Here is a 26,900-nt window from a genome sequence, read left to right on the forward strand (position 1 = left end):
TCAACCGAGGCGCGCATTCTACGCTTTCCTCAGAGTCTGTCAAGCGTTTATTTTGAAGTTTTTCGTTTCACTTCAAACACTTGACTCGCTTCGATCTCTCGTAGCGGGAGGCGAATTCTACAGCGTTACAACCTGCTGTCAACCACCTTTTTCACCGCTGCTGATCTTTCGATCGAAGCACCTCCAGCCCGACCTGAAACGTCCAACTCGTTGATATTCAAGAAGTTTTTCGTTCCGACTGCGCCGGAAGTGGGGCGAATTATAGAGAGATTAAATCGTGCGTCAAGGGCTAATTTGAAACTTTCGCAAAACAAAGCAAACCAGCCCTTCTCTATATAGGAAGGGCGGCTTACGCCGCCCTCTCTTTATTCAGCCTTCAGACTGATACGTGCAAACGCCTTCTTGCCCGCCTGACACACATGGGTGGAGCCCAGCTCGAAGACGAAGCCACGATCAACGACCTCACCATCGACCTTCACGCTTCCTGCCGCCAGCAGATCACGGGCTGCCGCCGAGTTCTTGACCAGGCCCGCCTTGTTCAGCACAGCAGAAATCGGCATGGCCTCGGCAGCCAGCACGTCGATCTGCGGCAGGTCCTCCGGCAGCTCGCCATCCTTCATGCGATTACCCGCTGCGCGGTGGGCATTGGCCGCAGCCTCCTCACCATGGAAGCGTGCCACGATCTCTTCAGCCAGCTTGATCTTGATATCCCGCGGGTTGGCACCAGCAGCCACTTCAGCACGGAACCCATCGATCTCTTCCATGGAGCGAAAGCTCAGCAGCTCGAAGTAACGCCACATCAACGTATCAGGGATCGACACCAGCTTGCTGTACATCACCCCTGGCGCTTCCTGGATACCTACATAGTTACCCAGCGACTTGGACATCTTCTTCACGCCATCCAGCCCTTCGAGCAATGGCATGGTGACGATGTTCTGCGCCTCCTGGCCGTAGCCACGCTGCAGCTCGCGCCCCATCAGGAGGTTGAACTTCTGGTCGGTACCGCCCAGCTCGACATCGGCCTTCAGCGCCACCGAGTCATAGCCCTGCACAAGCGGATAGAGGAACTCGTGAATCGCGATCGGCTGGTTGCTGGTATAGCGCTTGTCGAAGTCGTCGCGCTCGAGCATGCGCGCCACGGTGTACTGTGAAGCCAGGCGAATGAAGTCGGCCGGGGTCAGCGCGTCCATCCAGGTAGAGTTGAACGCAACCTCGGTCTTGGCCGGATCAAGAATCTTGAACACCTGCTGCTTGTAGGTCTCGGCGTTCTCCAGCACCTGCTCGCGGGTCAGCGGCGGGCGCGTGGTGCTCTTGCCGCTCGGGTCACCGATCATGCCGGTGAAGTCGCCGATCAGGAAGATCACCTGATGCCCCAGTTCCTGGAACTGGCGCAGCTTGTTAATAAGGACGGTGTGCCCCAGGTGCAGATCCGGCGCAGTCGGGTCGAAACCCGCCTTGATCCGCAGCGGTTGCCCGCGCTTGAGCTTCTCGACCAGTTCGGCCTCGACCAGTACCTCTTCCGCACCACGCTTGATCAGCGCTAGCTGCTCTTCAACCGACTTCATAACAGACCCGCAAGGCTCAGATTCAAAGGGCCCCAACCATACAAGATCAGCCATCAAATACAAGTTTTTGCCCCGGATGTGACCGCACACCCGACTGATGACGTCTGCGCGCTTGCGCTGAAGGGGATTTGGTTATATTTTATACAGTTATTTCATCTTCATCATGTCATTCATCTTTTCCAATCCATCTTTTTCAAAGTCAATCTACCTATGACCAACGAACCGACTAAAGCGCCTCCGCTTTATCCGAAGAGCCACCTGTTGGCCGCCAGCGGTATCGCCGCCCTGCTCAGCCTGGCCTTGCTGGTGTTCCCCTCCAGCGAGGTCGAAGCCAAGAAAACCACCCTTAACCTCGAGCTGGAATCCCCTGCCGAGCAGCTGAAGCAACAGGAAACCACCCAGGCCGACGTCCGCGAAGAAACCACCGCCTCGCCGTTCGCCCAGATTGACACTGCCCCCGCGCCCACCGAAGAAACCGCCAAGACCGAACCCACCCCAACTGCCGAACCCGCCAAGGATCCAAGCCACCGCGAAGTCACCGTGGCCCGTGGCGACACCCTGTCGACACTGTTCGCCAGGGTCGGCCTGCCGGCCAATGTGGTGCACGAGGTGCTTGCCAGCAACAAGCAGGCCAAGCAATTCAGCCAGCTCAAGCATGGCCAGGTACTGGAAATCGAACTGGACAAGGACGGCCAACTGGCCAGCCTGCACAGCAAGGTCAGCGATCTCGAGACCATCCGCCTGACCAAGGGCGACAAGGGCTATGCCTTCAACCGTGAAATCACCAAGCCTGTGGTTCGCTCGGCCTACGTGCACGGCGTCATCAAGAGTTCGCTGTCGGCTTCCGCGCAGCGTGCCGGCCTGAACCATTCGCTGACCATGGACATGGCCCGCATCTTCGGCTACGACATCGACTTCGCCCAGGACATCCGCCAGGGTGACGAATTCGACGTGATCTACGAACAGAAAGTGGTCAATGGCAAGGTGGTCGGCAACGGCAACATCCTGTCGGCACGTTTCACCAACCGCGGCAAGAGCTTCACTGCGGTGCGCTATACCAACAAGCAGGGCAATACCAGCTACTACACCGCCGACGGCAATAGCATGCGCAAGGCGTTCATTCGTACCCCGGTGGACTTCGCCCGCATCAGCTCGCGCTTCTCGGCAGGTCGCAAGCACCCTATCCTGAACAAGATCCGCGCCCACAAGGGCGTCGACTATGCAGCGCCGCGCGGCACGCCGATCAAGGCCGCCGGTGACGGCAAGGTACTGCTGGCCGGTCGTCGTGGAGGCTACGGCAACACCGTGATCATCAAGCACGGCAATACCTACCAGACCCTGTACGGGCACATGCAGGGCTTCGCCAAGGGCATCAAGACCGGCGGCACGGTCAAGCAGGGCCAGGTGATCGGCTACATCGGCACCACGGGGCTGTCCACCGGGCCGCACCTGCACTACGAGTTCCAGGTCAATGGCGTGCACGTCGACCCGCTCGGACAGAAGCTGCCAATGGCCGATCCGATCGCCAAGGCTGAACGCCAGCGCTTCCTGCAGCAAAGCCAGCCGCTGATGGCGCGCATGGAACAAGAGAAGGCCACCATGCTGGCCTCGGCCAAGCGCTAAGCCATGGCCCTGTATCTGGGAGTGATGTCCGGCACCAGCCTCGATGGCCTGGACATCGCCTTGATCAGACAGGAGCAGCGTCTCACGCTGCTCGCTACCCATTACATTCCGATGCCCCAGGCGCTGCGCGACGACTTGCTCGCGCTGTGCGCCAGCGGCCCCGACGAAATTGCCCGCGCCGCCCTGGCCGAGGCTGCCTGGGTGAGACTGGCCGCCGAGGGCATTCAGCAATTGCTGGCCGAACAGCACCTGCAGCCTGCAGATATCCGCGCTATTGGCAGCCACGGACAGACCATTCGCCACGAGCCTGCCCAGGGCTTCACCGTGCAGATCGGAAACCCGGCGCTGCTGGCAGAGCTGACCGGGATTACAGTGGTCAGCGATTTTCGCCGCCGCGACGTGGCTGCCGGCGGCCAGGGGGCCCCCTTGGTGCCGGCCTTTCACGAAGCGCTGTTCGACAATCAGGGCGAGCGCCTGGCAGTACTCAACGTCGGCGGCTTCAGCAACCTGAGCCTGATCGAGACCGGCAAGCCGGTCAGCGGCTTCGACTGTGGCCCGGGCAACGTACTGCTGGATGCCTGGATCAACGAGAAACAAGGTCACGGCTATGATGCCGACGGCGCCTGGGCGGCCACAGGCCACGTCATCCCCGGGCTGCTCGCCAGCCTGCTCAGCGATCCGTTCTTTGCCGGCACCGGTCCCAAGAGTACCGGCCGCGAGGTGTTCAACCTGACATGGCTGCGCAAGCACCTGGCCGGCCAGCCCCCCGGCAGCGATGCCGACGTGCAGGCCACCCTGCTCGAGCTTACCGCCCATAGCATCGTCAGCTCGCTGCAGGCGGCGCAGACAGCCACCCAGGCGCTGCTGGTCTGTGGCGGCGGCGCCCACAACGGCACACTGATGAAGCGTCTGGCCTGCCTGCTGCCCAACGCCCGGGTCAGCAGCACTGCCATCAACGGCGTCGATCCAGACTGGGTGGAAGCCATGGCCTTCGCCTGGCTGGCACACTGCTGCCTGGAGGGCATCGCCGCCAACCGCCCCAGTGTTACTGGCGCCAAGGGCCTGCGCGTTCTGGGCGCGATCTACCCCGCCTGAACGCACACAGCAAAACGCCGCGCAGAGGCGCGGCGTCAGCAGTACTGCCTGTAACTCAGATCGAGAACGAAGAGCCGCAACCGCAGGTGGTGGTGGCGTTCGGGTTCTTGATGACGAAACGCGAACCTTCCAGACCTTCCTGGTAGTCCACTTCCGCGCCCGCCAGGTACTGGAAGCTCATCGGGTCGACCACCAGGGCAACACCCTCGCGCTCGACGATGGTGTCGTCTTCAGCCACATCTTCGTCGAAGGTGAAGCCGTACTGGAAGCCCGAGCAACCGCCACCGGTCACGAACACGCGCAATTTGAGGCGATCATTGCCCTCTTCATCGACCAGGGTCTTCACCTTGTGCGCGGCACCCTGCGTGAATTGCAAAATCGTGGGGGTGAAGGATTCGACGCTCATGCTGACTTTCTCCCGGCGCTGTTGCCGCCTTAATGCGTGATGACGCGCATTATCCGCTTCTCCGAGAAAATCGGTCAACAATAGAAGCAGCGGCAGGCCGCAAGCGACAAGCGGCAAATGCCGCCCTATGCCCGCTTGCAGTCTGCCGGTTGCGCCTTAAGGCAGCAGCCCGGCGTGGGACAGGCCCATACGCTCGTCCAGACCGAACAGAATGTTCAGGTTCTGTACCGCCTGGCCCGAGGCCCCCTTCACGAGGTTGTCGATTACCGACAACACCACCACCAGATCACCCCCTTGCGGGCGATGCACGGCAATGCGGCATACGTTGGCCCCGCGCACGCTGCGGGTTTCCGGGTGGCTGCCGGCTGGCATCACGTCGACGAACGGCTCATTGGCGTAGCGTTTTTCGAACAGCGCCTGCAGGTCGACCGAGGTGTCGGCGACGGTGGCATACAAGGTCGAATGAATACCGCGGATCATCGGCGTCAGGTGAGGCACGAACGTCAGGCCGACATCACCACCGGCTGCCCGGCGCAGGCCCTGACGGATCTCGGGCAGATGGCGGTGGCCTTTCACCGCGTAGGCTTTCATGCTTTCACCGGCTTCACAGAACAGCGAGCCAACGCTGGCACCGCGGCCCGCACCACTGACCCCAGACTTGCAGTCGGCAATCAGGCGCGAGGCATCAGCAATGCCCGCTTCCAGCAACGGCAGGAACCCCAGCTGGGTCGCGGTGGGGTAGCAACCCGGCACGGCGATCAGGCGGGCGCTGCGGATCTGCTCGCGGTTCACTTCCGGCAGGCCATACACCGCATCCTTGAGCAGCTCTGGCGCGCCGTGGGGCTGGCCGTACCACTGCGCCCACTCATCGGCGTCCTGCAGTCGGAAGTCGGCCGACAGGTCGATGACCTTGGTGCCGGCTGCCAGCAACTCGCCGGCCAGTGCATGGGCCACGCCGTGCGGGGTGGCGAAGAACACCACGTCACAGGCCGCCAGGGTCTTGGTGTCCGGCACGCTGAAAGCCAGGTTGTCGTAGTGGCCACGCAGGTTCGGGTACATCTCGGCCACCGGCAGGCCCGCTTCGGAACGCGAGGTGATGACTGCCACTTCAGCCTGTGGATGCTGTGCCAACAGACGCAGCAGCTCGACACCGGTGTAACCCGTGCCGCCGACGATACCGACCTTGACCATATACCTGCCCCTTTCAACGAACCGACTGGAAAACCACGGATAATATGGGCCCACAGCCTTGGTAACAACCGTTCGGGTGACGCCTGCACACACAAGCCACTACTATCTGACGACCGTGAACCTGAAGGACTACCTAAAAATGCTGTTTCTCTGGATCAAAGCCCTGCACATCGTCAGTGTCGTCTGCTGGTTTGCCGGCCTGTTCTACCTCCCTCGCCTGTTCGTCTATCACGCCCAGAGCCAGGACACCATCAGCCAGGAACGCTTCGTCACCATGGAGCGCAAGCTGTACCGCGGCATCATGGGCCCGGCAATGATCGCGACTTTCGTGTTCGGCATCTGGCTGCTCAGCCTCAACCCCGACTTCCTCAAGCAGGGCTGGATGCACGCCAAGCTGACCCTGATCATTCTGCTGACCGGCTACCATCACATGTGCGGCGCCAACGTGAAGCGCTTCGCGCGCGGCGAAAACACCCGCAGCCATGTGTACTTCCGCTGGTTCAATGAAGTGCCTGTGGTCATCCTGTTGCTCATCGTCATCCTGGTCGTGGTCAAACCGTTCTGATCCTCCACTCCGAGAGCCCGCCATGTCATTGCCCGCCCTGCTTGAACAACGCCTGCGCCTGCCCGTGGTGGTAGCGCCGATGTTCCTGATTTCCAATCCACAGCTGGTCCTGGCCTGCTGCAGCAATGGCGTGGTGGGCAGCTTCCCGGCGCTCAACCAGCGTGACAGTGCCGGCTTCAGGGCCTGGCTGGAGCAGATAGAGGCGGGCCTGGCCGGGCTCGACAACCCCGCGCCCTATGCGGTGAACCTCATCGTGCACCCCAGCAACCCGCGCCTGCAGGCCGATCTTGCGATCTGCATCGAGCACCGCGTGCCCATCGTCATCACCAGCCTGGGTGCGGCAAAGGAAGTGGTCGATGCCGTCCACGGCTATGGCGGCCTGGTGTTCCATGACGTGACCACCCGGCGCCATGCCGAGAAAGCCGCCGAGGCCGGCGTGGACGGCCTGATCGCCGTGGCGGCGGGAGCCGGTGGTCACGCCGGTACGTGGAGTCCTTTTGCCCTGATTACCGAAATTCGCCAGTTCTTCGACAAGACGCTGCTGCTGGCAGGCTGCCTGAACAGCGGTCACGAAGTTCTGGCCGCGCAACTGCTGGGCGCGGATCTCGCGTACATGGGCACCCACTTCATTGGCAGTACCGAAAGCCAGGCGCCTGACGCCTACAAACAAATGCTGCTGGATGCCAAGGCAGCCGATATCATCCACACCGCCGCAGTGTCCGGGGTGCCGGCCAGCTTCATGCGCCAGAGCCTGGAAAACGCCGGGTTCGACCTCAACGCTCTGGGCAAGTCGGGCGAAAGCCGGCTCAAGCCACTGGATGACGAGGCCAAGGCCTGGAAGACCGTATGGTCCGCCGGCCAGGGCGTCGGCGCCATCGACAGCCTGGGCACGGTTGATCAACTGATCGCTCGACTCGACCACGAATACCGCCAGGCCCAGGCCGCGGCGATCCAGCTGGGCCAGCACCGGCCTGGCTGAACCACTCTCAACGGCAAAGGAAGCCCGATGCGCGACACCTACATCAACCCCCTTCAACTGAACAACGAAAAGCTCAGGGTCATGAGCGTGCGCGGCCGCATTGGCAGGGTGCGGCTACTGGCCTGGAGCCTGGTGCTGATTGGCGCAGTGTTCGGGACGGTGCTACTGGTCGCACTGATGTCCTCGCTCTCCAAAGACCTGGCCGCCGCCATCGTGCCGATGTTGCTGGCCGCCAAGATCTTCAGCCTGGTGTTCATCGCCCGGCGCATGAACGACCTGGGCTTCAATGGCTGGTACAGCCTGTTGACCCTGATCCCCTACTACATCGGCAACCTGGTTTTCCTGGCCCTGCTGTTGATTCCCGGCAACCCCGCCAGTAATCGTTACGGGCCGCCACCGCCCCCCAACACCAAGGCGGTTATCGTGGTGGCCTCGCTGTGGATACCGTTCATGGCGTGGGGTATCTACATGACTGCCCTCAACGGCTGACCGCAGCCTTTACCTGCTCCAGTCTGTAAACTAGGCGCCAGCCGCACCGCCCCCTGCCGATTGGAGAACTGCATGACCCGTTACGCCATGATCACCGGCGCCTCCAGTGGCCTGGGCCTGGCATTGGCCGAGGCCCTCGCGCGCCGGGGGCGCAACCTGATACTGGTGGCCCGGCAGCGCGACCTGCTGGAAAGCATCGCCCTGGAACTGACCCAGCGCTTCGGCGTGGAAGTGCTACTGCGCGCCTGCGACCTGGGCGAGCCATTGCGCCTGTCCGGCTTTCTGCTGGAGCTCGAGGAAGGTGACAGACAGATCGACCTGCTGGTCAACTGCGCCGGCATCCGCACCTACGGGCACTTCCTGGCCCAGGAATGGGGCGACGAGCAGGACATCATCGAGGTCAACATCCTCGCCCTCACCCGCCTGTGCCATGCGCTGGGCAACGCGATGGCGGTGCAGGGTGGCGGGCAGATCCTCAATGTCGCGTCGCTGGCCGCCTTCGCTCCCGGCCCCTGGATGACCACCTATGCGGCGAGCAAGGCTTATGTGCTGCATTTTTCCGAAGGCCTGCGCGAGGAACTCAAGCAGACCGGTATCAAGGTTTCGGTGTTATGCCCCGGCCCGGTTCGATCGCCGCTGCGGCGCATCCCCCGGCTGGACAACGGCAACCGCTGCATGAGCCCCGAGGAAGTGGCCCTGTACACCGTGCGCGCACTGGAAAAGAACCGCGCACTGATCATCCCCGGTCGGCGCAACCGCTGGCTGGCCGCCAGCCCGCGTTGGCTGTCACGCTGGCTTGCGCGCAAGCTGGCCGGCGCAATCAACCGGGCCTACTGCCCACGCTGAAGCGAATCGGCACTGGGCGAGCAAGCGGCGCCTGAGTACACTCAAGCCCGAACCCCACCATGGAGCAAGCGTTGTGGAAACTCTGTTCACCAAGATCATCAACCGGGAGATTCCGGCCAGGATCATCTACGAGGACGACCAGGTTCTGGCCTTCCACGATATCGCCCCCCAGGCGCCGGTGCACTTTCTGGTCATCCCGAAAAAGCCGATCCGCACCCTCAACGACCTCACCGAAGAAGACAAGGGTCTGGCCGGTCATATCCTGTTCACCGCCCAGCGACTGGCCAGGGAACTGGGTTGCGAGGACGGTTTCCGCGTGGTGATGAACTGCAACGAGCAGGGTGGGCAGACCGTCTACCACATCCACATGCACGTGCTCGGCCAGCGCCAGATGACCTGGCCCCCGGGCTGATCCAACGCAAGCCCTGTCATCTGGATTGGGTTAAACTGTCGGGCACATTCTTGCGGAGGTGCCCGATGGCTACCGAACGTCACTATTCGCCGCTCGACCGCTTGTTGCTGCAGGCCGATACCGCCATGCGCACCTTGCTCCCCTTCAGCGGCCAACCGTCCCGCCCGTCGCCTGCGATCATCCAGCCAGACGCCGACCTGAGCGACGACCAGACCCGCCACGTCGCCGGCCTGATGCGCATCAACCACACCGGTGAAGTCTGTGCCCAGGCGCTGTACCAGGGCCAGGCCCTGACTGCCAAGCTGCCGCAGGTACGCAAGGCGATGGAACATGCCGCCGAGGAAGAAATCGACCACCTGGCCTGGTGCGAGCAGCGCATCCGCCAACTGGGCAGCCACCCGAGCGTTCTCAACCCGCTGTTCTATGGCATGTCGTTCGGCATCGGCGCTGTCGCCGGCCTGATCAGCGACAAGGTCAGCCTCGGTTTCGTCGCGGCCACCGAGCACCAGGTGTGCAAGCACCTGGACGAGCACCTGGAACAGATCCCGGCCGAGGACGAAAAGTCCCGCGCAATCCTCGAACAGATGCGCGTCGATGAAGAGCAGCACGCCGAGTCGGCACTGGATGCTGGCGGCTTTCGCTTCCCCGCACCGGTCAAGTTCGGCATGAGCCTGATGGCCAAGGTCATGACCAAGAGCACCTATCGAATCTGATGGAACACTTCGATGCCAGGGACCTGGCCCGCGCCGTCGATGCCGGCGTACTGAACCCGGGCCAGGACAAGGCCCTGCTTGAATTCCTCAAGCGCCAGCCCGCACAACGGCCCAGCTTCCAGCTGGCCCATGTCGCGTTCTACTTCGGCGCCCTGCTGATCATGGGGGCCATGGGCTGGCTGCTGAGCGAGGCCTGGATGCGCATCGGCGACAGCGCACTGTTGCTGATCGCGCTGGCCTACATGGCCGTGTTGACCGGCGGTGGCCTGGCACTTCAGCGTCGCGGCCAGCGTATTCCTGCCGGTCTGCTGGCAGCGGTGGCGGTCAGCATCGTACCGCTGGCGGTGTTCGCCCTCGAGCGCCTTACCGGCTTCTGGCCCCTGGACGATACCCAGACTCACTACCACAGCTACTACACCTACGTGCAAGGCGGCTGGCTGCTGATGGAAGCGGCCACCGTGATCGCCGGCCTGCTGATGCTGCGCCTGATCCCCTTCCCGTTCATCGTGATGCCCATCGCCGTGGCGCTGTGGTTCATGTCGATGGACCTGACCGAGTGGATCTACGGCGAGCCGTTCAACTGGGCGCAACGCCAGAAGGTTTCGCTATGGTTCGGCCTCGGTCTGTTGCTGGTGTTCCTCGGCATCGATGGCCGAACCCGCGAGGACTATGCGTTCTGGGGTTATCTGGCCGGGCTGCTGGCCTTCTGGGGCGGGCTGACCTCGATGGACAGTGACAGCGAGTTCGGCAAGGCGCTGTACTGCCTGATCAACCTGGGGCTGATGGCGGTCGCCGTGCTGCTGCGCCGGCCATTGTTCATGGTGTTCGGGGCCATGGGCGTTTCGGCCTACCTTGGCTACCTGTCGTATGACGTATTCGCCGACTCGCTGCTGTTCCCGGTAGTGCTGAGCATGATCGGCCTGGGGGTCATCGGCCTTGGCCTGCTCTACCAGAAGCATCGCGAACGTCTGAGTACAAACCTTCGCGCACTGCTGCCGAACGGCCTGCTCGACCTGTTGCCGGGGCTTCGTCGATGAGGGTGCGCCTGCTGCTGATTCGAGCGCTGCAAAGCATGGGGTTGGTGCTGGTGGGCTACCTGTTCATCTTGGCGATGACCGCAAGCCTGCGCGAAACGCCCTTCAGCATGTCGCTGCCCTATCTGGGCGATTCCGACAACAGCGCGCTGGATCTGGCGCTGTTCTGTGTACCCGGAATGCTGCTGTTCGTGTTGCTGGGCAGCATCATCCGCCGGCGCCGCGTATTGGGCGGCGTGTTTGCTGCCATTGCGGCCGTCAGTGCCTGGCTGCTGTGCGAGCTGTTCTCCACCGCGTTCGGCAATACCTGGAGCACAAGCGAAGTACTCGGGCTGCTGGTGCTGAACCTGCACTGGTGGTTGCTGGCGCTGGTACCGGGGCTGATGCTGCTGTTTGCGCTGGAGCGCTTCGCCAGCAAGGCTGGCTCCTATAAGGGACGCGGCATCCGCCTGTAGGAGCCGGCGTTACCGGCGAATGGCCACGCAACGATCAACCCAGCTCGACAATCTCGTAGGCGTGGGTGATCTCGACCCCGGCGCGCCCCAGCATGATCGATGCCGAGCAGTACTTCTCGGCCGACAACTCCACCGCGCGCTTGACCTGGGCCTCCTTCAGGCCGCGGCCCTTGACCACAAAGCGCAGATGAATCTTTGTGAACACCTTGGGGTCCTCGTCGGCCCGCTCGGCCTCGAGAAACGCCTCACAGCTCTCTACCGCCTGGCGCGATTTCTTCAGAATGCTCACCACGTCGAAATTGCTGCAGCCACCCAGGCCCAGCAGGAGCATCTCCATCGGCCGCACGCCCAGGTTGCGCCCACCACTCTCGGGTGGACCATCCATGACCACTACATGGCCACTGCCCGATTCGCCAAGAAACATGGCTTCGCCTGCCCACTGGATACGCGCCTTCATCACCCGGATTCCCTTGCTTTGAAAAAGGCTGTCAGCTTAGACCTTGCGCGCACGTGCGAAAAGGCTAAGCGTTCGAGTAAATATGCCGATACACCTACAGGCGTCTGATAAGCTGGCGCCAAACTGCTGGCACCCGCGCCCAGCGGTCGACAAGAATGCCCACGCGTCGCGTCTTTCCAGGATTCAGCCATGGTTGCAACAACCCTTCCAGCCAAGATCAAGAACATCGACAAGTTGCTCGCCCACTGCCAGCGTCGCCGCTTTGCAGCCAAGAACAACATCATCTGCGCTGGTGATCGGGCCGATACCCTGTCGTTCATCGTCAAGGGCTCGGTGACCATCCTGATCGAGGACGAGGAAGGCCGCGAGATGATCATCGCCTACCTCAACAGTGGCGATTTTTTCGGTGAGCTGGGCCTGTTCGAACCTATCGGCAAGGAACACCAGCGCAGCGCCTGGGTACGCGCCAAGACCGAATGCGAAGTGGCTGAAATCAGCTACGAGAAATTCCGTGAACTGGCCCGCCAGGACCAGGACATCCTTTACGCCCTGGGCAGCCAGATGGCCCAGCGCCTGCGCAACACCACGCAGAAGGTCGGCGACCTGGCGTTTTTCGACGTGACCGGTCGGGTGGCCCGCTGCCTGCTGGAGCTGTGCAAGCAGCCCGATGCCATGACCCACCCCGACGGCATGCAGATCAAGATCACCCGCCAGGAAATCGGCCGCATCGTCGGCTGCTCGCGAGAGATGGTCGGCCGCGTGCTCAAGGACCTCGAAGAACGTAACCTGGTGCATGTCAAAGGCAAGACCATGGTGGTCTTCGGCACCCGTTAATCGCGCTCGATCGCCGCGATCACCTGCGAGTAGGCCTGCTCCAGGCGCGCCAGCAGCGGTGCCTGGGGCACCACTTCATGCAGGGCGATATGACTGTCGGCGCGGCAGCGCTGCTCAAGCTCGCAACATTCATTGAAGCGATTGACTGCCGCCACCATCGACTCGCGCTCGTTGTCCAGCAGCAGGGCGCCATGCACCAGCACCACCGGGCGCTTGCCGCCCAGGCCCTGACGCCAGCGCTGCGCCGTGCCGACCAGCTTGCGACCATTGAGGTTGACGTTGTAGCGCCCATCGCAGAACGCCCCCTCGATCTCCCCCACCGACGCCAGCCCGCCCCATTCGCGCAGCACCTCGCAAAGCGGCAGGCACAGCCGCTCGTAGGCCTTCTCGATACGACCGTGATCACCCTCGCTGCGCGGCGCCACATACACCAACGCGATATTGATTGTCGCAGCCGACTGCGGCACTGGCTCACCGCCGGTCTCGCGCAGCAGCACCGGCCAGCCGGCAACGGCCAATTCGGTGCAGGCGGCCTCGAAACCTTCCAGCCGGCTCATGCGCCGCGGCATCACCAGCGCGCGGTCCGTCGGCTGCCAGAACAGCAGGCCATGTTGCTTTTCGCCCTTGCACACAGCCGCCAGCAGATCCTGCTCGGCCTGCAGGCCCGCCTCCACCGTCACCGCAACAGCTTGATCAGTCATCACACCCACCTTGTCGATACAAAAAAGCCGGCAACGCCGGCTTCAGTGTGGATCAGTCCAGGCCTTGCGCCGGGTTGTGCACCACGCGCTCGGGGAAGAACAGGCGCTGCAGTTCCAGCCCCGGGTGCTCGGCACGCATGAACGCTTCGCCCACCAGGAACGAGTAGACCTCGTTGATCTCCATCAGCTCGACGTCTGCCCGATTGAAAATGCCACTTTCGGTGATTGCCAGGCGATCACGCGGGATGCGCGGCAGCAGGTCGAGGGTGGTTTCCAGGCTCACCTCGAAGGTGTGCAGGTTGCGGTTGTTCACGCCCACCAGCGGTGTATCCAGGGTTTTCAGCGCACGCTCCAGCTCGTCGCCGTCGTGCACTTCGACCAATACATCCAGCCCTACGCTCTTCGCCGTGGCCGCCAGCTCGGCCATCTTCACGTCATCCAGTGCCGAGACGATCAGCAGCACGCAATCGGCACCCAGCGCACGGGCCTCGACGATCTGATAAGGATCGATCATGAAGTCCTTGCGGATCACCGGCAACGTGCACGCGGCGCGCGCCTGCTGCAGGTATGCATCGGCGCCCTGGAAGTAATCGATATCGGTAAGCACCGACAGGCAGGTGGCCCCGCCCTTTTCATAACTGACGGCAATGTCGGCCGGCACGAAGTCTTCGCGAATCACGCCCTTGCTCGGCGATGCCTTCTTGATCTCGGCGATCACTGCCGGCTGCTTGCGCTTTGCCTGCTCGATCAGCGCATTGGCGAACCCGCGCGGCGCATCGGCGACGGCCGCCAGGCGCTCGAGTTCAGCCAGGCTGACGCGGGCACTGCGCTCGGCCACTTCCTGAACCTTGCGCGCCAGGATGTTTTCCAGAACCGTCGGTACGCTCACTCTTCATTCTCCTGCTTGAATACCGCGGTAAAGGCGCCCAGCTCTTCGAGCTTTTCTCGCGCCAGCCCGGTGTGCAGTGCATCATGGGCCAGCTCGACGCCTTGCTTTAGGCTCATGGCATGGTCGGCGGCATACAGCGCAGCGCCGGCATTGAGCACGATCATTTCTGCCGCCTTCTGACCGTTTTCGGTCTTGCGGCGCCCCAGGGCATCGCGAATCAACTCCAGCGACGCGACCGGGCTGTCTACCGCCAGGCCGTGCAGGCTCTGGCTCTTCATGCCCAGGTCTTCGGGCTCTACCCAGTACTCGGTGATTTCGCCGTTCTTCAGTTCCGCAACGAAGGTCGGCGCGGCCAGGCTGAATTCGTCCAGGCCGTCCTTGGAGTGCACCACCAGCACATGCTTGCTGCCCAGGCGTTGCAGCACCTCGGCCAGCGGCCGGCACAATGCCTGGGTGAACACGCCGACCACCTGGTGCCTGACCCCGGCCGGATTCGTAAGCGGGCCGAGCATGTTGAACAGCGTGCGCAGCCCCAGGTCACGACGCGGGGCGGCGGCATATTTCATCGCCTTGTGGTGGGTCTGGGCGAACATGAAGCCGATACCGACACTGTCGATGCAACGCGCGACCTGCACCGGCGTCAGGTTCAGGTAGATACCGGCGGCCTCGAGCAGGTCGGCGCTGCCGCTCTTGCCCGATACCGCACGGTTGCCGTGCTTGGCCACAGTGCAGCCGGCAGCGGCCACGACAAATGCCGAGGCAGTGGAAACGTTGAAGATATTGGCGCCGTCGCCACCGGTACCGACCACATCGACCACCTGGTCCAGGGTCTGCAGTTGTACCTGGTCAGCCAGCTCGCGCATCACCGATACCGCACCGACGATCTCGTCGATGCTTTCGCTCTTCATGCGCATGCCCATCATGAAAGCGCCGATCTGCGCCTCACTGCACTGGCCGGTCATGATCTCGCGCATCACATCGCGCATTTCCTCGGTGCTCAGGTCCAGGTGACCGACGATGCGGCCCAGCGCGCTCTTGATATCCATGGTGTCAAATCCTTAGCGGCGGCCGCCGGTCTGCTTGAGGAAGTTGGCGAACAGCTCGTGGCCCTGCTCGGTGAGGATCGACTCGGGGTGGAACTGCACCCCTTCGATGTTCAGTGTCTTGTGACGCAGGCCCATGATCTCGTCGACCGAGCCGTCGTCCAGGGTGGTCCAGGCAGTCACTTCCAGGCACTCGGGCAGCGTTTCGCGCTTGACCACCAGGGAATGGTAGCGGGTCACCGTCAACGGGTTGTTCAAGCCTGCGAACACACCCTGGTCGATGTGCGACACGGGGCTGGTCTTGCCGTGCATCACCTGGCGCGCCCGTACCACATCACCGCCAAAGGCCTGGCCGATGGACTGGTGGCCCAGGCACACGCCCAGGATCGGCAGCTTGCCGGCAAAGTGCAGGATGGCTTGGAGCGATACACCGGCCTCGGTCGGGGTGCACGGGCCAGGGGACACCACAATGCGCTCGGGCTGCAGTGCCTCGATCTGGGCGATGGTCAGTTCGTCATTGCGAATGACCTTGACCTCTGCACCCAGCTCGCCGAAGTACTGCACGACGTTGTAGGTGAAGGAGTCGTAGTTGTCGATCATCAGTAACATCTGGGTCAACCTCTTGAGTCTGGCGACTCTGAATTCTGTGTTGCGCCGCAGCGGCGCCCTTCTCAGCTGAGCGGTGTCTGTTCAGCCAAGGCTACCGCGCGGAACATCGCCCGACGCTTGTTGATGGTTTCTTCCCACTCCAGCGCCGGCACCGAGTCGGCGACGATGCCGCCACCGGCCTGCACATGCAGCTCACCGTCCTTGATCACGGCGGTGCGGATGGCAATGGCGGTGTCCATGTTGCCGTTCCAGGCCAGGTAGCCGACGGCGCCGCCGTACACGCCACGCTTGACCGGCTCCAACTCGTCGATGATTTCCATGGCGCGGATCTTCGGCGCCCCCGACAGGGTACCGGCGGGCAGAATGGCGCGCAGCGCGTCCATCGCGCTCAGGCCCTGCTTGAGCTGGCCGGTGACGTTGGACACGATGTGCATCACGTTGGAGTAACGCTCGATCACCATCTTCTCGGTGACCTTGACCGAGCCGGTTTCGGAAACGCGGCCGGTGTCGTTGCGGCCCAGGTCGATCAGCATCAGGTGCTCGGCGATCTCCTTGGCGTCCGACAGCAGGTCCTGCTCCAGCGCTCGGTCGGCCTCCTCGTTGGCACCACGTGGCCGGGTGCCGGCGATCGGGCGCACGGTGACCAGGTTGTCTTCGACCCGCACCAGCACTTCCGGCGAGCTGCCCACCACATGGAAGTCGCCGAAGTTGAAGAAGTACATGTACGGCGTGGGGTTGAAGCAGCGCAACGCGCGATACAGATCGATGGGCGCGGCCTTGAAGTCGATGGACATGCGCTGCGACGGCACCACCTGCATGCAGTCGCCGGCCAGGATGTACTCCTTGACGGTATCGACGGCGCGTTCGTAGTCGGCCTGGGTGAAGCTTGAACGAAACTCCGGCTCAGCAGCCAGAGGGCCACCCAGGGCCAGGCCGCGACGCGGGGCGATCGGCTGGCGCAGTTGTTCGAGCAGTTCTTCAAGACGCGCCAGGCCATTTTCGTAGGCGTTGTCCTGGGCGGGGTCGGCCAGCACGATGGCGTGCATCTTGCCGGCCAGGTTGTCGAACACCACCACGGCGTCCGACACCATCAGCAGGATGTCCGGCACGCCCAGCGGATCGGGATTCGGACACTTGCCCAGGCGCTTCTCTACATAGCGCACGCAGTCGTAGCCGAAATACCCCACCAGGCCACCGTTGAAGCGCGGCAGGCCGTCGATGGTCGGTACGTTGTAGCGTTCCTTGAACGCCTCGACGAAGGCCAGCGGGTCTTCGACTTCATGCTGTTCGATCTCGACACCGTCATGGGTGATGCGCACCTGATGGTCATGCACGCGCAACACGGTACGACATGGCAGGCCGATTATCGAATAACGCCCCCACTTCTCGCCGCCCTGCACCGATTCGAGCAGGTAGGAGTTGGGCTGGTCGGCCAGTTTCAGGTAGATCGACAGCGGCGTGTCGAAGTCGGCCAGGGTTTCGCAGGCCAGGGGAATGCGGTTGTAGCCGGCAGTGGCCAGGCGCAGGAATTCTTCGCGGGTCATGATAGCCTCGTGGCAATGGGGCAATAGGTCGTACAGGCAAACGCGCCGGATCAGGCCGGCCAGAAAAAAGTCAGGCGCGCCAACGCCAACGGGCCAGGGCCTTGATGACTTTCATCCAGAGTTTGCCGGGTGCCACCACGATGGAATCTCTATCAGGGGGGGATTGATCGTCCGACATTAGCTCAGTGGCCGAATCTAAGCAACCAGGCAGCAGCGCGCGCAGGTCATCGATCACCAGCGCGGGCGACTCCTCGCTGATCGGGCGGCCATGGTTGTAGCCGTAGCTGAGCGCCACGCATTGCACCCCTGCCGCCCGGGACGCCAGCACATCACTGCGCGAGTCGCCCACGAACAGCGCCTGGGCCGGCGCCACGTTGGCCATCTGCATCACGAACAGCAATGCGGCGGGGTCGGGTTTCTTCTGCGGCAGGGTGTCGCCGCCGATGATCCAGCGAAAGTATCGCCCGATCTTCATCTGGTCCAGCAAGGGAGCGACGAAGCGCTCCGGCTTGTTGGTGATCAGGGCCATTTCCACGCCCTGCTTGTGCAGCCACTTGAGGGTGTCACGCACGCCGGGGTAGACCACCGTCAATTCATGGTTGTCGGCATAGGCCTGCATGAACAGCTCGAGCCCGCGCGCGGCTTCATCGTCGTCCACCCCGGCATGCTCGATGCTGCCGGCCAGGGCGCGGCGTACCAGCACCTGCACGCCATTACCGACCCATTCGCGCACGGCAGCGACACCGGCGGGCTGGCGGCCCATTTCGAGCAGCATGTGATCCACGGCGGCCGCCAGGTCCGGCACCGAATCGATCAGGGTGCCATCCAGGTCGAACATCACCAGCTTGGGCAGGCCCCCGGGGAACAGCTGCTCGAAGCCGCTCATGGGCGGGCCAGGGCCAGTTCGGCGTGCATCCTGGCGATCACCTCTTTGTAGTCCGGGGCATTGAAGATCGCCGAGCCGGCCACGAAGGTGTCGGCGCCAGCAGCGGCGATTTCCCGGATATTGTTGACGTTGACCCCACCGTCGATCTCCAGGCGGATATCACGCCCGCTGGCATCGATCAGCGCGCGGGCTTCGCGCAGCTTGTCGAGGGTGGCCGGAATGAACTTCTGGCCGCCAAAGCCCGGGTTGACGCTCATGAGCAGGATCATGTCGACCTTGTCCATCACGTACTTGAGCGCATCCAGCGAGGCAGCCGGGTTGAACACAAGGCCCGCCTTGCAGCCGCCGTCACGGATCAGCTGCAGCGAGCGATCGACGTGCAGGGTGGCGTCGGGGTGGAAGGTGATGTAGGTGGCGCCGGCTTCGATGAAGTCGCCGATGATGCGGTCCACCGGGGTGACCATCAGGTGTGCGTCGATCGGCGCGGTCACGCCGTACTTGCGCAGGGCGCTGCACACCATCGGGCCGATGGTCAGGTTGGGAACGTAGTGGTTGTCCATCACGTCGAAGTGGACGATGTCGGCGCCGGCTTCGAGCACCTTGTCGACTTCTTCGCCCAGGCGGGCAAAGTCGGCTGAGAGGATGGAGGGGGCAATAGCGTAGGGCTGCATGGCGCACCTGTTGGGCAGAATCACGGTGGCGCGCATTGTACCTCAGGCAAACCGTCAGGGGCTGACTGGCATCAAGCCTGGATCAGGATCGGTAGTGCCCACTTCGCCGGCAAGGCCGGCTCCTACAGGAGCCAGCCCTGCCGGCGAAGGGTCATCTGTTTCAGCCCGGCTGTTGGGTACGCAGCTTCTCGCCACGCCCGCGCAGCCATTCCAGGGTCAGCAACAGCACCACCGAGAACGCGATCAGCAAGGTCGCCGCTGCAGCAATGGTCGGGCTCAGGTTCTCGCGGATACCGCTGAACATCTGGCGTGGCAGCGTGGCCTGCTCCGGCCCGGCGAGGAACAGCGTCACCACCACCTCGTCGAACGATGTCGCGAAGGCGAACAGGGCCCCCGAGATCACACCCGGGGCGATCAGCGGCAGGGTCACCCGGCGGAACGTGGTGACCGGCGAGGCGCCCAGGCTGGCCGCAGCCCGTACCAGGTTGTGGTTGAAGCCTTGCAGGGTGGCCGACACCGTGATGATCACGAACGGTACACCCAGCACCGCATGCACCAGAATCAGCGAGGTGAAGCTGTTGCCCAGGCCCAGCGGGGCGAAGAACAGGTAGCTGGCCACACCGATGATCACCACCGGTACTACCATCGGCGAGATCACCAGCGCCATCACCAGCGATTTGCCGGGGAAGTCGCCACGGGTCAGGCCGATCGAGGCCAGGGTGCCGAACACCATCGCCAGCAGCGTCGCGGCCGGGGCCACGATGATGCTGTTCTTGAGGGCGCGCATCCACTCGGCCGAACCGAAGAAGTCTTGGTACCACTGCAGCGAGAAGCCTTGCAGCGGATACACCAGGAAGCTCCCCGAGTTGAACGACAACGGGATGATCACCAGTACCGGCAACACCAGGAACAGCAGCACCAGCCCGCAAAGGATGCGCAAACTGTAGTACCAGACCCGTTCGACGGGCGACATGTAAGGGCTCAGCATGACAACGCTCCTCAGCTCAGACGCAGGCGGCTTGCGCCAACCAGCCAGCTATAGATCAGGTACAACAGCACGGTGGCCAGCAACAGCAACCCGCCCAGCGCGGTGGCCATGCCCCAGTTGATGCTGGTGTTGGTGTAGAAGGCGACAAAGTAGCTGACCATCTGGTCGTTCGGGCTGCCCAGCAGTGCCGGGGTGATGTAGTAGCCGATCGCCAGGATGAACACCAGCAGGCAACCTGCGCCGACGCCGGCATAGGTCTGCGGCAGGTACACCCGCCAGAAGCTGGCGAACGGATGGCAACCCAGCGAGATCGCCGCACGCATGTAGGTCGGGGAAATGCCCTTCATCACGCTGTAGATCGGCAAAATCATGAACGGCAGCAGAATGTGGACCATCGAGATGTACACGCCGGTACGGTTGAACACCAGTTCCATCGGCTTGTCGATCAGCCCCAGCGCCATCAGGCCGCTGTTGATCAGCCCCCCGGACTGGAGCAGCACGATCCACGCCGCCACCCGCACCAGGATCGAGGTCCAGAACGGCAGCAACACCAGGATCATCAGCAGGTTGCTCTGCCGGGTCGGCAGGTTGGCCAGCAGGTAGGCCAGCGGGTACGCCAACGCCAGGCAGATGACGGTGATCACCAGGCCCATCCACAGGGTGCGGGCAAAGATGTCGAGGTAGATGGCCTGGTCCGGGGTGGTCGGCGCCAGCTCGCCCAGGTCATCGATACGGTGGTCCACCGAGGCCAGCAGGTAGAACGGCGTCACGCTGCTGGTGTTGCGGCGGATCGCCTGCCAGTAGGCCGGGTCGCCCCAACGCTCGTCCAGCTCCTGCAACGCATCCTTGTAGGATTGCGGCTCGGTCTTGAACGGCAGGGCCCGGGCAGTCTTGGCCAGCAGGCTGCGGTAGCCGGCCAGCTCCATGTTCAGACGCTTGGAAACATCGCCCAGGGTCTGATTCTTGCGCGATTCGGCGAGGTCTTCGCTGAGGGCCTTGTACACGTCCTCGCCAGGCAGGCTCTTGCCGTCCCATTCAGCCACCGCGGCGACGGTGCGCGGCAAGCCGCCAACCACCTCGGGGTTGCCGACGCTCTTGTACAGCAGCGCGGCGATCGGCACGATGAAAACCAGCAGCAGAAACACTGCCAGCGGTGCGATCAATGCTTTTGCCTTCCAGCGGTTGACGCGTTCAGCACGCGCCAGGCGCTTCTTGAGGTTGGAACCTGCGCCTTCGTTCAGGGGCACTGCGATGGCCATAGCGAACTCCGAAAATCTTGGAAACAAGAGGCGTCAGCACGATGCCGACGCCCCATTGGCACGGCTTACTTGGCCGCCCAGGCGTTGAAGCGTTGTTCCAGCTGCTCGCTGTTGTCAGCCCAGAACACCACGTCGATCTGCACCTGATTGGCGATGTTCTCCGGCGTGGTCGGCATGTCCTTCTTGACCTCGTCCGTCAGCAACGCCACGGCCTTGCTGTTGGCCGGACCGTAGGCGATGTTCGAGGAGAACACCTTCTGCTGCTCGGGCTGGATCGAGAAGGCGATGAACTTCTTGGCGTCCTCGAGGTTTTTCGCGCCCTTCGGAATGGCCCAGGCATCGAAGTCGTAGATACCGCCGTTCCATACCACCTTCAGGTTGCTTTCCTTCTGCACCGCAGCGATGCGACCGTTGTAGGCCGAGCTCATCACCACGTCGCCCGAGGCCAGGTACTGCGGCGGCTGTGCACCTGCTTCCCACCACTGGATGTTTGGCTTGAGGGCGTCGAGCTTCTTGAAGGCGCGGTCCTGGCCTTCCTTGGTGCCCAGCACCTTGTAGACGTCTTTAGGTGCCACACCGTCGGCCATCAGCGCGAATTCCAGGGTGTACTTGGCACCCTTGCGCAGGCCGCGCTTGCCCGGGAATTTCTGGGTATCCCAGAAATCCGCCCAGCTGGTGGGCGCAGTCTTGAGTTTGTCGGCGTTGTAGGCCATGACGGTCGACCACACGAAGAAGCCCACGCCACACGGCTGGATGGCGCCGGCCACATAGTCGGACTCATCGCCGAACAGGGCCGGGTCGAGCTGCTCGAACATGCCTTCGTCACAACCGCGAGCCAGTTCCGGCGACTCCACTTCCACCAGGTTCCAGCTCACGCTCTTGGTGTCGACCATGGCCTTGACCTTGGCCATTTCACCGTTGTAGTCGGCGGGGATGATCTTGCCGTTGCCGGCCTTTTCCCACGGCTCGTAGAACGCCTTGACCTGGGCGGCCTTGTTGGCCCCCCCGAATGCGACCACGGTCAGGTCGGCGGCGATGGCCTGGCTTGCTGCGAACAGGCCCAGGGTCAGAGCGGTCAGCTTCAAGTGTTTGTTCATTATTGTTCTCTCCGCGTTGCTGGGATGGGTGAGGCGATCCTCACTGGGCTTCCAGAATAGGATCGAGTGCGCGACCGTGCTCGACCTCCCAGCCCAGTGGCACCACATCGCCCACGGCCAGGGCCGGGTCGAGTTCGGCGATGGGTTGCTTCACGAAGAAGTCCGCCTTGCCGCACACTTCCAGACGCACCCGCACGTGGTCGCCCAGGTAGATGAATTCGGCCACCCGCCCAGAGAAGCGGTTGACGCAGCTTTCGCTGTGACCGTTCAGGCGCACGCGCTCCGGACGGATCGACAGGGTGACCGGCTCGCCCGGCTGGCCGACGTTGACGGCCAGTGCCTCGACCTTCTCGCCACGGGGCAGCGCCACCAGGCAGCGATCGCCGGTCTGGCTGAGCAAGCGCCCGTTGATACGGTTGTTCTCGCCGATGAAGTTGGCCACGAAGGTATTCTTCGGCTCTTCATACAGGGTGCGCGGGTCGGCGATCTGCTGGATTTCGCCCTGGTGGAACACGGCCACGCGGTCGGACATGGTCAGCGCTTCGCCCTGGTCGTGGGTCACGTAGACCACGGTCACGCCCAGACGCTGGTGCAGGTGCTTGATTTCCATCTGCATGTGTTCGCGCAGCTGCTTGTCGAGGGCGCCGAGTGGTTCGTCCATCAGTACCAGTTGCGGTTCGAACACCAGGGCGCGAGCCAGCGCAACACGCTGCTGCTGGCCGCCGGAAAGCTGGCCAGGGTAGCGCTGGGCGAAGGTTTCGAGCTGCACCATGTTCAGCACGCGCTTGACCCGCTCGCTGATGTCGGTCTTGCTCAGGTTGCGCACGCTCAGCGGGAAGGCCAGGTTCTCGGCCACGGTCATGTGCGGGAACAACGCATAGTTCTGGAACACCATGCCGATGTCGCGCTTATGCGGCGGCACGTTGTTGATCGAACGCCCGTCCAGCAGGATCTCGCCGGCGGTAGGGGTTTCGAACCCTGCCAGCATCATCAGGCTGGTGGTCTTGCCCGAGCCCGAGGGGCCGAGCAGGGTCAGGAACTCGCCTTTGCGAATATCCAGATTCAGGTCTTTGACGATCAGCGACTCGCCGTCGTAGCTCTTCTGCACACCACGGAAGCTGACCAGCACTTCGCCGGTTGCAGCGTTCGAATTCACCTCACTCATACCTGCACCTTCTTGTTGGATGACTGCTGTGACCCAAGACTAGAGAAGGCAGAAGGTGGCGCAAATCGGGGGTGCTGAGAGAATGCCATCAGCCGGATGGAAACTTGCGGGTAGGGATTGCCCTACAAGGGTGGCGTTTTCAGACACGTTGATAGCCGTGCTGCCCCCTTCGCTGGCAAGCCAGCCCCCACAAGGTTTGTCGGTACACGCCGAACCTGTGGCGGCTGGCTTGCCAGCGAAGGGATCAACCCGATGTCGTTTTTGGAACACTCACACCAGCTTGTGCTCCATCGCATACTTCACCAGCTCGGCCAGCGAAGTCACATTCAGCTTCTGCATCAGGCGCGCCTTGTGGGTGCTGATAGTCTTGTTGCTCAGCGCCAGCTGCTGGGCAATGTCGTTGACGTTCGCCCCCTGGGCCAACCGTTCGAACACCGAGAACTCGCGCTCCGACAGCATCGAGTGCAGGGGGCGCGAATCCGTCAGCCCCACCTCGAACACCATGCGGTCGGCCAGGTCCGGATCGATGTAGCGCCCGCCCCCCGCCACCCGGCGAATTGCGGTCAGCAGCAGCGCCGGATCACTGTCCTTGGTCGCGTACCCCGCCGCGCCGATCTTCAGCGCCCGCGCCGCCATCTGCGCCTCGTCATGCATCGACAGCACCAGGATCGCCGGCGGCGCGCTCAACGCGCGAATTCGCGGTATCGCCTCCAGCCCGTTCACCCCCGGCATCGAGATATCCAGCAACACCACCTCGCATTCGGTGTGGCGCAAGGCTTCGAGCAACTGCTCGCCATTGCCGGCCTCGCCCACCACCTGCATGTCCTTGGCCAGGCCGATCAACTGCTTGATGCCCTCGCGCACGATGGTGTGGTCTTCGGCAACCAATACTCGAATCACTGTCAGCTCCTGTCGTTGTTCAGGGGGATGCGTACGCTCAACGTGGTGCCCTCGCCCGGTTCGCTGTCCAGGCGCATGCTGCCGCCCAGCATGAGCACGCGCTCGCGCATGCCCACCAGGCCGAACGAGGTCGGGCGCTGGTCACTCTGCACGAAACCCACGCCGTCGTCGCTGATGGTCAGGCACAGCATCGCACCGTCCAGGCCCAGGTTGATCTGCACAGTATGCGCGTGGGCGTGGCGCATGACGTTGGTCAGGGCCTCCTGCAGAATGCGGAACAGGCTGGTGGCCTTGGCGTCGCTGAGCGGCGGCAGGTTGTCCGGTACCTCGACCAGGCACGGGATCTGCGTGCGGGCCTCGAAACGCCGGGCCTGCCACTCGATGGCCGAGGCAATGCCGGCATCCAGAATCGGCGGGCGCAAGGCCGTGGCGACGTCGCGCACCAGCTGGAACAGCTGCGCGATCAGGCGCTTCATGCTGCCCAGGCGCTCGTTCAGGCCCGGGTCCAGCCCGGCATAGGCCAGCTCGCACATCGAGGTTTCCAGCTTGAGCACGGTCAGCATCTGCCCGAGCTCATCATGCACCTCGCGGGCGATCCGCGCTTTCTCTTCCTCGCGCACGCTCTCCAGGTGCGCCGACAGTTCGCGCAGCTGCTCCTGGGAGCGCGCCAGTTCCAGCTCGGCGCGCTTGCTCTGGCTGATGTCCCATACCACCCCGTCCCACACCACGCGGCCGTCGCGCAGATTGCGGGTACTGGCCTTGATGTCGGCCCAGCGCTGCTCACCCTGGCGCGTGACGATGCGGCCCTGCCACGACCAGTCCTGGTCGGTGGCCAGCGCCTGGTCCTGCACGCGGTGATAGTCGGCGCGGTCTTCGCTGTGCACCAGGTTGCGCAAGCCCATGTCCGGGTGCTGCAGTTCGATGGGCGAGTAGCCGACCAGGGCCTCGCTGCCTTCGCTGATATAGGGGAACTCCAGGTCGCCGATCGCCGGGTTGCGTTCCAGCCGGAACACCAGCCCCGGCACGTTGCCGGCAATGCCCTTGAGCCGCGCCTCGCTCTCGCGCAGCGCCGCCAGGGCACGGCGGCGCTCGGTGACGTCATTGATGAACACCACCAGGTATTCGGCATCGCGAAAGCGCAAGAAGCTCAACGACACATCCACCGGTACCAGGCTGCCATCGGCGCGCAGGCACTGGGTCTCGAAGCGCTGCGCCGCCTCGTCGCTGGCCCGTGCACGCTTCCACAGGTCCAGCCAGCGGTCCATGTGCAGGTTGGGCTCGATATCGATCAGCGGGCGATCGTTCAGCGACCCAGAGGTATAGCCGAGCATGCTTTCGACCGCGCGGTTGGCATAGCGCACATGGCTGTCCCAATGCACCCACAGGATGCCCACGGTGCTCTGGTCGAGGGAGAACTGGCTCAGGCGCAGCGCCTCTTCGCGGGCCAGGCGCTTGGCGATGTTTTCCCGCGCAGCCAGCAGATTGAGTTCCAACTGCTGCTGCTGGCGCCGCTGCCAGATCACGATGAAGACGCAACTGAAGAACAGCGCTGCGAACAGCAACGCCAGGTTCTGCCAGAACCCCGGTGACTCGCTCAGGCGCGGGTAGCGGGGTTGCAGCCAGCGGTTGTGCAATTGCTCCAGGTCCTTGGCCGGAATGGCCTGCAGGCCGACCTCGATGATGTCGGCCAGCATCGGCCAGTCACGCCGCGAGCCCACCCGCAGCAACTGCGGCAAGCCGATGTCGCCCACCACCACCAGATCGCTGAACTCGTTCTCGCGCGACAACCGGCTCAACTGCGCTTCATCCAGCACCGCGTAGCGCACCTGCTCGCTGAGCAACAGCTGCAAGGCCTGGCGCTCGGCCGGCACGCCTTGAAGATTCAGGTTGGAATAGGTCGCGCGCAGATAGTCGGCCAGCGAACTGGGCATGCGCACCGCCACTCGCTCGTTTTCGGCGAGCCGCTCCAGGTCCACTGCCATCGAGCCGTTGCGCGGGCCCACGATCAACTGCGGTACGCGCATGTAGGGGTCGCTGAACAACCAGCGACGCAGGCTGGCCGGGGTCTGGGTCAGCCCTGGCGCCAGGTCGATCTCGCCGCCGGCCAGGGCATGCTCGAGCGCGGCCTGGTCGGGGAAGTTGCGCCACGTCAGGTCCAGGTCCAATGCCCTGCCCAGCCAGTTCATCAGCTCTACGTTGACACCCGACAGCTGCTGCAGGCGCCGGTCGAACTGCGCGAACGGGGCCTGCAACACCAGGCCTACCCGCAAGCTGCGGTGCTGGTCGAGCCATTGCTGTTGCGCCGGGGCCAGGCGTACCGCAGCCGGTACGGATGCCTGCTCCGCGTTCGCCATAAAGGGCCAGCACAAGCAGCCGATAAACAACAGGCAGCGCAAACGCATCATCTTGAATCTCGTCAATGAAGGGACCGCCATCGAACATGGCCGTCGTCGACAAATACCATTAGGCTGCCGGTATCACTCT

The 26,900-nt window shown here is 63.2% G+C and carries 28 protein-coding genes; 11 read left to right on the forward strand and 17 right to left on the reverse strand.

Features of this window, described 5'->3' with window-relative positions; translation table 11 throughout:
• Window positions 1-365: 365 nt before the first annotated feature.
• Window positions 366-1,565 carry a tyrosine--tRNA ligase gene (gene tyrS / locus NJH59_RS00005; protein ID WP_253086198.1) on the reverse strand — a complete coding sequence of 400 codons (1,200 nt, stop codon included), beginning with the start codon at window positions 1,563-1,565 and terminating at the stop codon, window positions 366-368.
• Window positions 1,566-1,775: 210 nt separating this feature from the next.
• Between tyrS and NJH59_RS00010 the strand changes: the two genes are divergently transcribed.
• Window positions 1,776-3,188 carry a peptidoglycan DD-metalloendopeptidase family protein gene (locus tag NJH59_RS00010; RefSeq protein WP_253086199.1) on the forward strand — a complete coding sequence of 471 codons (1,413 nt, stop codon included), beginning with the start codon at window positions 1,776-1,778 and terminating at the stop codon, window positions 3,186-3,188.
• Window positions 3,189-3,191: 3 nt separating this feature from the next.
• Window positions 3,192-4,283 carry an anhydro-N-acetylmuramic acid kinase gene (locus NJH59_RS00015; protein ID WP_043859835.1) on the forward strand — a complete coding sequence of 364 codons (1,092 nt, stop codon included), beginning with the start codon at window positions 3,192-3,194 and terminating at the stop codon, window positions 4,281-4,283.
• Window positions 4,284-4,338: 55 nt separating this feature from the next.
• Here NJH59_RS00015 and erpA read toward each other — a convergent pair whose 3' ends face one another.
• Window positions 4,339-4,689 (reverse strand): iron-sulfur cluster insertion protein ErpA, encoded by a 351-nt coding sequence (gene erpA, locus NJH59_RS00020; RefSeq protein ID WP_043859834.1) that lies wholly within the window; start codon window positions 4,687-4,689, stop codon window positions 4,339-4,341.
• 156 nt (window positions 4,690-4,845) lie between these two features.
• Window positions 4,846-5,880: an N-acetyl-gamma-glutamyl-phosphate reductase gene (argC, locus tag NJH59_RS00025; protein ID WP_043859833.1), complete on the reverse strand. Its 1,035-nt coding sequence runs from the start codon at window positions 5,878-5,880 to the stop codon at window positions 4,846-4,848.
• A 139-nt stretch (window positions 5,881-6,019) separates the two neighbouring features.
• Here argC and hemJ point away from each other — a divergent pair, with 139 nt between their 5' ends.
• The 8 genes from hemJ (at window position 6,020) to NJH59_RS00065 (ending at window position 11,373) form a co-directional block, all read left to right on the forward strand.
• A complete protein-coding gene (hemJ, locus tag NJH59_RS00030) occupies window positions 6,020-6,445 on the forward strand; it encodes a protoporphyrinogen oxidase HemJ (RefSeq protein WP_043859832.1) in 426 nt (141 codons plus the stop codon).
• Between the two features lie 22 nt (window positions 6,446-6,467).
• The gene (locus tag NJH59_RS00035) at window positions 6,468-7,424 is read left to right on the forward strand and encodes a nitronate monooxygenase family protein (protein ID WP_253086200.1); all 957 of its coding nucleotides are present in this window, start codon (window positions 6,468-6,470) and stop codon (window positions 7,422-7,424) included.
• Between the two features lie 27 nt (window positions 7,425-7,451).
• Window positions 7,452-7,913: a DUF805 domain-containing protein gene (locus tag NJH59_RS00040; RefSeq protein ID WP_052504188.1), complete on the forward strand. Its 462-nt coding sequence runs from the start codon at window positions 7,452-7,454 to the stop codon at window positions 7,911-7,913.
• Between the two features lie 72 nt (window positions 7,914-7,985).
• A complete protein-coding gene (locus NJH59_RS00045) occupies window positions 7,986-8,759 on the forward strand; it encodes an SDR family oxidoreductase (RefSeq protein WP_043859830.1) in 774 nt (257 codons plus the stop codon).
• Between the two features lie 73 nt (window positions 8,760-8,832).
• On the forward strand, window positions 8,833-9,171 hold the full coding sequence (locus tag NJH59_RS00050; RefSeq protein WP_123753462.1) for a histidine triad nucleotide-binding protein: 339 nt from the start codon (window positions 8,833-8,835) through the stop codon (window positions 9,169-9,171).
• 65 nt (window positions 9,172-9,236) lie between these two features.
• The gene (coq7, locus tag NJH59_RS00055) at window positions 9,237-9,884 is read left to right on the forward strand and encodes a 2-polyprenyl-3-methyl-6-methoxy-1,4-benzoquinone monooxygenase (RefSeq protein ID WP_054915949.1); all 648 of its coding nucleotides are present in this window, start codon (window positions 9,237-9,239) and stop codon (window positions 9,882-9,884) included.
• Window positions 9,881-10,921 carry a DUF2157 domain-containing protein gene (locus NJH59_RS00060; protein WP_078480909.1) on the forward strand — a complete coding sequence of 347 codons (1,041 nt, stop codon included), beginning with the start codon at window positions 9,881-9,883 and terminating at the stop codon, window positions 10,919-10,921. Before coq7 ends, NJH59_RS00060 begins: the two co-directional genes overlap by 4 nt.
• Window positions 10,918-11,373 carry a hypothetical protein gene (locus tag NJH59_RS00065; RefSeq protein ID WP_043859827.1) on the forward strand — a complete coding sequence of 152 codons (456 nt, stop codon included), beginning with the start codon at window positions 10,918-10,920 and terminating at the stop codon, window positions 11,371-11,373. Before NJH59_RS00060 ends, NJH59_RS00065 begins: the two co-directional genes overlap by 4 nt.
• Before the next feature lie 34 nt (window positions 11,374-11,407).
• Here NJH59_RS00065 and NJH59_RS00070 read toward each other — a convergent pair whose 3' ends face one another.
• The gene (locus NJH59_RS00070) at window positions 11,408-11,830 is read right to left on the reverse strand and encodes an OsmC family protein (protein ID WP_043859826.1); all 423 of its coding nucleotides are present in this window, start codon (window positions 11,828-11,830) and stop codon (window positions 11,408-11,410) included.
• 189 nt (window positions 11,831-12,019) lie between these two features.
• On the opposite strand from NJH59_RS00070, the gene crp reads away from it, so the two are divergent.
• On the forward strand, window positions 12,020-12,664 hold the full coding sequence (gene crp, locus NJH59_RS00075; protein ID WP_043859825.1) for a cAMP-activated global transcriptional regulator CRP: 645 nt from the start codon (window positions 12,020-12,022) through the stop codon (window positions 12,662-12,664).
• On the opposite strand, the gene NJH59_RS00080 is transcribed toward crp, so the two are convergent.
• From NJH59_RS00080 to NJH59_RS00140, 13 genes are all read right to left on the reverse strand, one after another.
• Entirely contained in the window at window positions 12,661-13,365 is a 705-nt protein-coding gene (locus NJH59_RS00080) for a lipoate--protein ligase family protein (protein WP_054915952.1), read from the reverse strand. The two genes, crp and NJH59_RS00080, sit on opposite strands and share 4 nt — an antisense overlap.
• A 52-nt stretch (window positions 13,366-13,417) precedes the next feature.
• A complete protein-coding gene (trpC, locus tag NJH59_RS00085; protein WP_054915953.1) occupies window positions 13,418-14,254 on the reverse strand; it encodes an indole-3-glycerol phosphate synthase TrpC in 837 nt (278 codons plus the stop codon).
• Window positions 14,251-15,300 carry an anthranilate phosphoribosyltransferase gene (trpD, locus tag NJH59_RS00090; protein ID WP_078480906.1) on the reverse strand — a complete coding sequence of 350 codons (1,050 nt, stop codon included), beginning with the start codon at window positions 15,298-15,300 and terminating at the stop codon, window positions 14,251-14,253. The genes trpC and trpD overlap by 4 nt, the downstream gene beginning before the upstream one ends.
• 12 nt (window positions 15,301-15,312) lie before the next feature.
• Window positions 15,313-15,906 carry an aminodeoxychorismate/anthranilate synthase component II gene (locus NJH59_RS00095; RefSeq protein WP_043863771.1) on the reverse strand — a complete coding sequence of 198 codons (594 nt, stop codon included), beginning with the start codon at window positions 15,904-15,906 and terminating at the stop codon, window positions 15,313-15,315.
• A gap of 62 nt (window positions 15,907-15,968) precedes the next feature.
• Window positions 15,969-17,450: an anthranilate synthase component I gene (trpE, locus tag NJH59_RS00100; RefSeq protein WP_213606410.1), complete on the reverse strand. Its 1,482-nt coding sequence runs from the start codon at window positions 17,448-17,450 to the stop codon at window positions 15,969-15,971.
• Window positions 17,451-17,520: 70 nt separating this feature from the next.
• Window positions 17,521-18,336 (reverse strand): phosphoglycolate phosphatase, encoded by an 816-nt coding sequence (locus NJH59_RS00105; RefSeq protein ID WP_043863769.1) that lies wholly within the window; start codon window positions 18,334-18,336, stop codon window positions 17,521-17,523.
• The gene (rpe, locus tag NJH59_RS00110) at window positions 18,333-19,007 is read right to left on the reverse strand and encodes a ribulose-phosphate 3-epimerase (protein WP_043863783.1); all 675 of its coding nucleotides are present in this window, start codon (window positions 19,005-19,007) and stop codon (window positions 18,333-18,335) included. Before rpe ends, NJH59_RS00105 begins: the two co-directional genes overlap by 4 nt.
• Window positions 19,008-19,167: 160 nt before the next feature.
• Complete coding sequence (locus NJH59_RS00115; RefSeq protein WP_043863768.1) at window positions 19,168-19,995, reverse strand: ABC transporter permease; 828 nt, start codon at window positions 19,993-19,995, stop codon at window positions 19,168-19,170.
• 11 nt (window positions 19,996-20,006) lie between these two features.
• Window positions 20,007-21,254: an ABC transporter permease gene (locus NJH59_RS00120; protein WP_043863767.1), complete on the reverse strand. Its 1,248-nt coding sequence runs from the start codon at window positions 21,252-21,254 to the stop codon at window positions 20,007-20,009.
• Window positions 21,255-21,319: 65 nt separating this feature from the next.
• Window positions 21,320-22,351, reverse strand: a complete 1,032-nt coding sequence (locus tag NJH59_RS00125; protein WP_054915954.1) for an ABC transporter substrate-binding protein — start codon at window positions 22,349-22,351, stop codon at window positions 21,320-21,322.
• A 40-nt stretch (window positions 22,352-22,391) separates the two neighbouring features.
• Entirely contained in the window at window positions 22,392-23,516 is a 1,125-nt protein-coding gene (locus tag NJH59_RS00130) for an ABC transporter ATP-binding protein (protein ID WP_043863765.1), read from the reverse strand.
• Between the two features lie 270 nt (window positions 23,517-23,786).
• Window positions 23,787-24,416, reverse strand: coding sequence for a response regulator transcription factor (locus tag NJH59_RS00135; protein ID WP_043863764.1), 630 nt, complete (start codon window positions 24,414-24,416; stop codon window positions 23,787-23,789).
• A 2-nt stretch (window positions 24,417-24,418) separates the two neighbouring features.
• On the reverse strand, window positions 24,419-26,821 hold the full coding sequence (locus tag NJH59_RS00140; protein WP_253086201.1) for a transporter substrate-binding domain-containing protein: 2,403 nt from the start codon (window positions 26,819-26,821) through the stop codon (window positions 24,419-24,421).
• Between the last annotated feature and the right edge of the window lie 79 nt (window positions 26,822-26,900).

It is taken from the genome of Pseudomonas sp. VE 267-6A (genome assembly GCF_024126555.1).
GTDB lineage: Bacteria > Pseudomonadota > Gammaproteobacteria > Pseudomonadales > Pseudomonadaceae > Aquipseudomonas > Aquipseudomonas palmensis.

Bases quoted from the DNA above. Each gene is read 5' to 3' on its own strand.
- tyrS (WP_253086198.1), bottom strand. From the start codon at position 1,565: ATGAAGTCGGTTGAAGAGCAGCTAGCGCTGATCAAGCGTGGTGCGGAA.
- NJH59_RS00010 (WP_253086199.1), top strand. From the start codon at position 1,776: ATGACCAACGAACCGACTAAAGCGCCTCCGCTTTATCCGAAGAGCCAC.
- NJH59_RS00015 (WP_043859835.1), top strand. From the start codon at position 3,192: ATGGCCCTGTATCTGGGAGTGATGTCCGGCACCAGCCTCGATGGCCTG.
- erpA (WP_043859834.1), bottom strand. From the start codon at position 4,689: ATGAGCGTCGAATCCTTCACCCCCACGATTTTGCAATTCACGCAGGGT.
- argC (WP_043859833.1), bottom strand. From the start codon at position 5,880: ATGGTCAAGGTCGGTATCGTCGGCGGCACGGGTTACACCGGTGTCGAG.
- hemJ (WP_043859832.1), top strand. From the start codon at position 6,020: ATGCTGTTTCTCTGGATCAAAGCCCTGCACATCGTCAGTGTCGTCTGC.
- NJH59_RS00035 (WP_253086200.1), top strand. From the start codon at position 6,468: ATGTCATTGCCCGCCCTGCTTGAACAACGCCTGCGCCTGCCCGTGGTG.
- NJH59_RS00040 (WP_052504188.1), top strand. From the start codon at position 7,452: ATGCGCGACACCTACATCAACCCCCTTCAACTGAACAACGAAAAGCTC.
- NJH59_RS00045 (WP_043859830.1), top strand. From the start codon at position 7,986: ATGACCCGTTACGCCATGATCACCGGCGCCTCCAGTGGCCTGGGCCTG.
- coq7 (WP_054915949.1), top strand. From the start codon at position 9,237: ATGGCTACCGAACGTCACTATTCGCCGCTCGACCGCTTGTTGCTGCAG.
- NJH59_RS00065 (WP_043859827.1), top strand. From the start codon at position 10,918: ATGAGGGTGCGCCTGCTGCTGATTCGAGCGCTGCAAAGCATGGGGTTG.
- NJH59_RS00070 (WP_043859826.1), bottom strand. From the start codon at position 11,830: ATGAAGGCGCGTATCCAGTGGGCAGGCGAAGCCATGTTTCTTGGCGAA.
- crp (WP_043859825.1), top strand. From the start codon at position 12,020: ATGGTTGCAACAACCCTTCCAGCCAAGATCAAGAACATCGACAAGTTG.
- NJH59_RS00080 (WP_054915952.1), bottom strand. From the start codon at position 13,365: ATGACTGATCAAGCTGTTGCGGTGACGGTGGAGGCGGGCCTGCAGGCC.
- trpD (WP_078480906.1), bottom strand. From the start codon at position 15,300: ATGGATATCAAGAGCGCGCTGGGCCGCATCGTCGGTCACCTGGACCTG.
- NJH59_RS00095 (WP_043863771.1), bottom strand. From the start codon at position 15,906: ATGTTACTGATGATCGACAACTACGACTCCTTCACCTACAACGTCGTG.
- trpE (WP_213606410.1), bottom strand. From the start codon at position 17,450: ATGACCCGCGAAGAATTCCTGCGCCTGGCCACTGCCGGCTACAACCGC.
- NJH59_RS00105 (WP_043863769.1), bottom strand. From the start codon at position 18,336: ATGAGCGGCTTCGAGCAGCTGTTCCCCGGGGGCCTGCCCAAGCTGGTG.
- rpe (WP_043863783.1), bottom strand. From the start codon at position 19,007: ATGCAGCCCTACGCTATTGCCCCCTCCATCCTCTCAGCCGACTTTGCC.
- NJH59_RS00115 (WP_043863768.1), bottom strand. From the start codon at position 19,995: ATGCTGAGCCCTTACATGTCGCCCGTCGAACGGGTCTGGTACTACAGT.
- NJH59_RS00120 (WP_043863767.1), bottom strand. From the start codon at position 21,254: ATGGCCATCGCAGTGCCCCTGAACGAAGGCGCAGGTTCCAACCTCAAG.
- NJH59_RS00125 (WP_054915954.1), bottom strand. From the start codon at position 22,351: ATGAACAAACACTTGAAGCTGACCGCTCTGACCCTGGGCCTGTTCGCA.
- NJH59_RS00130 (WP_043863765.1), bottom strand. From the start codon at position 23,516: ATGAGTGAGGTGAATTCGAACGCTGCAACCGGCGAAGTGCTGGTCAGC.
- NJH59_RS00140 (WP_253086201.1), bottom strand. From the start codon at position 26,821: ATGATGCGTTTGCGCTGCCTGTTGTTTATCGGCTGCTTGTGCTGGCCC.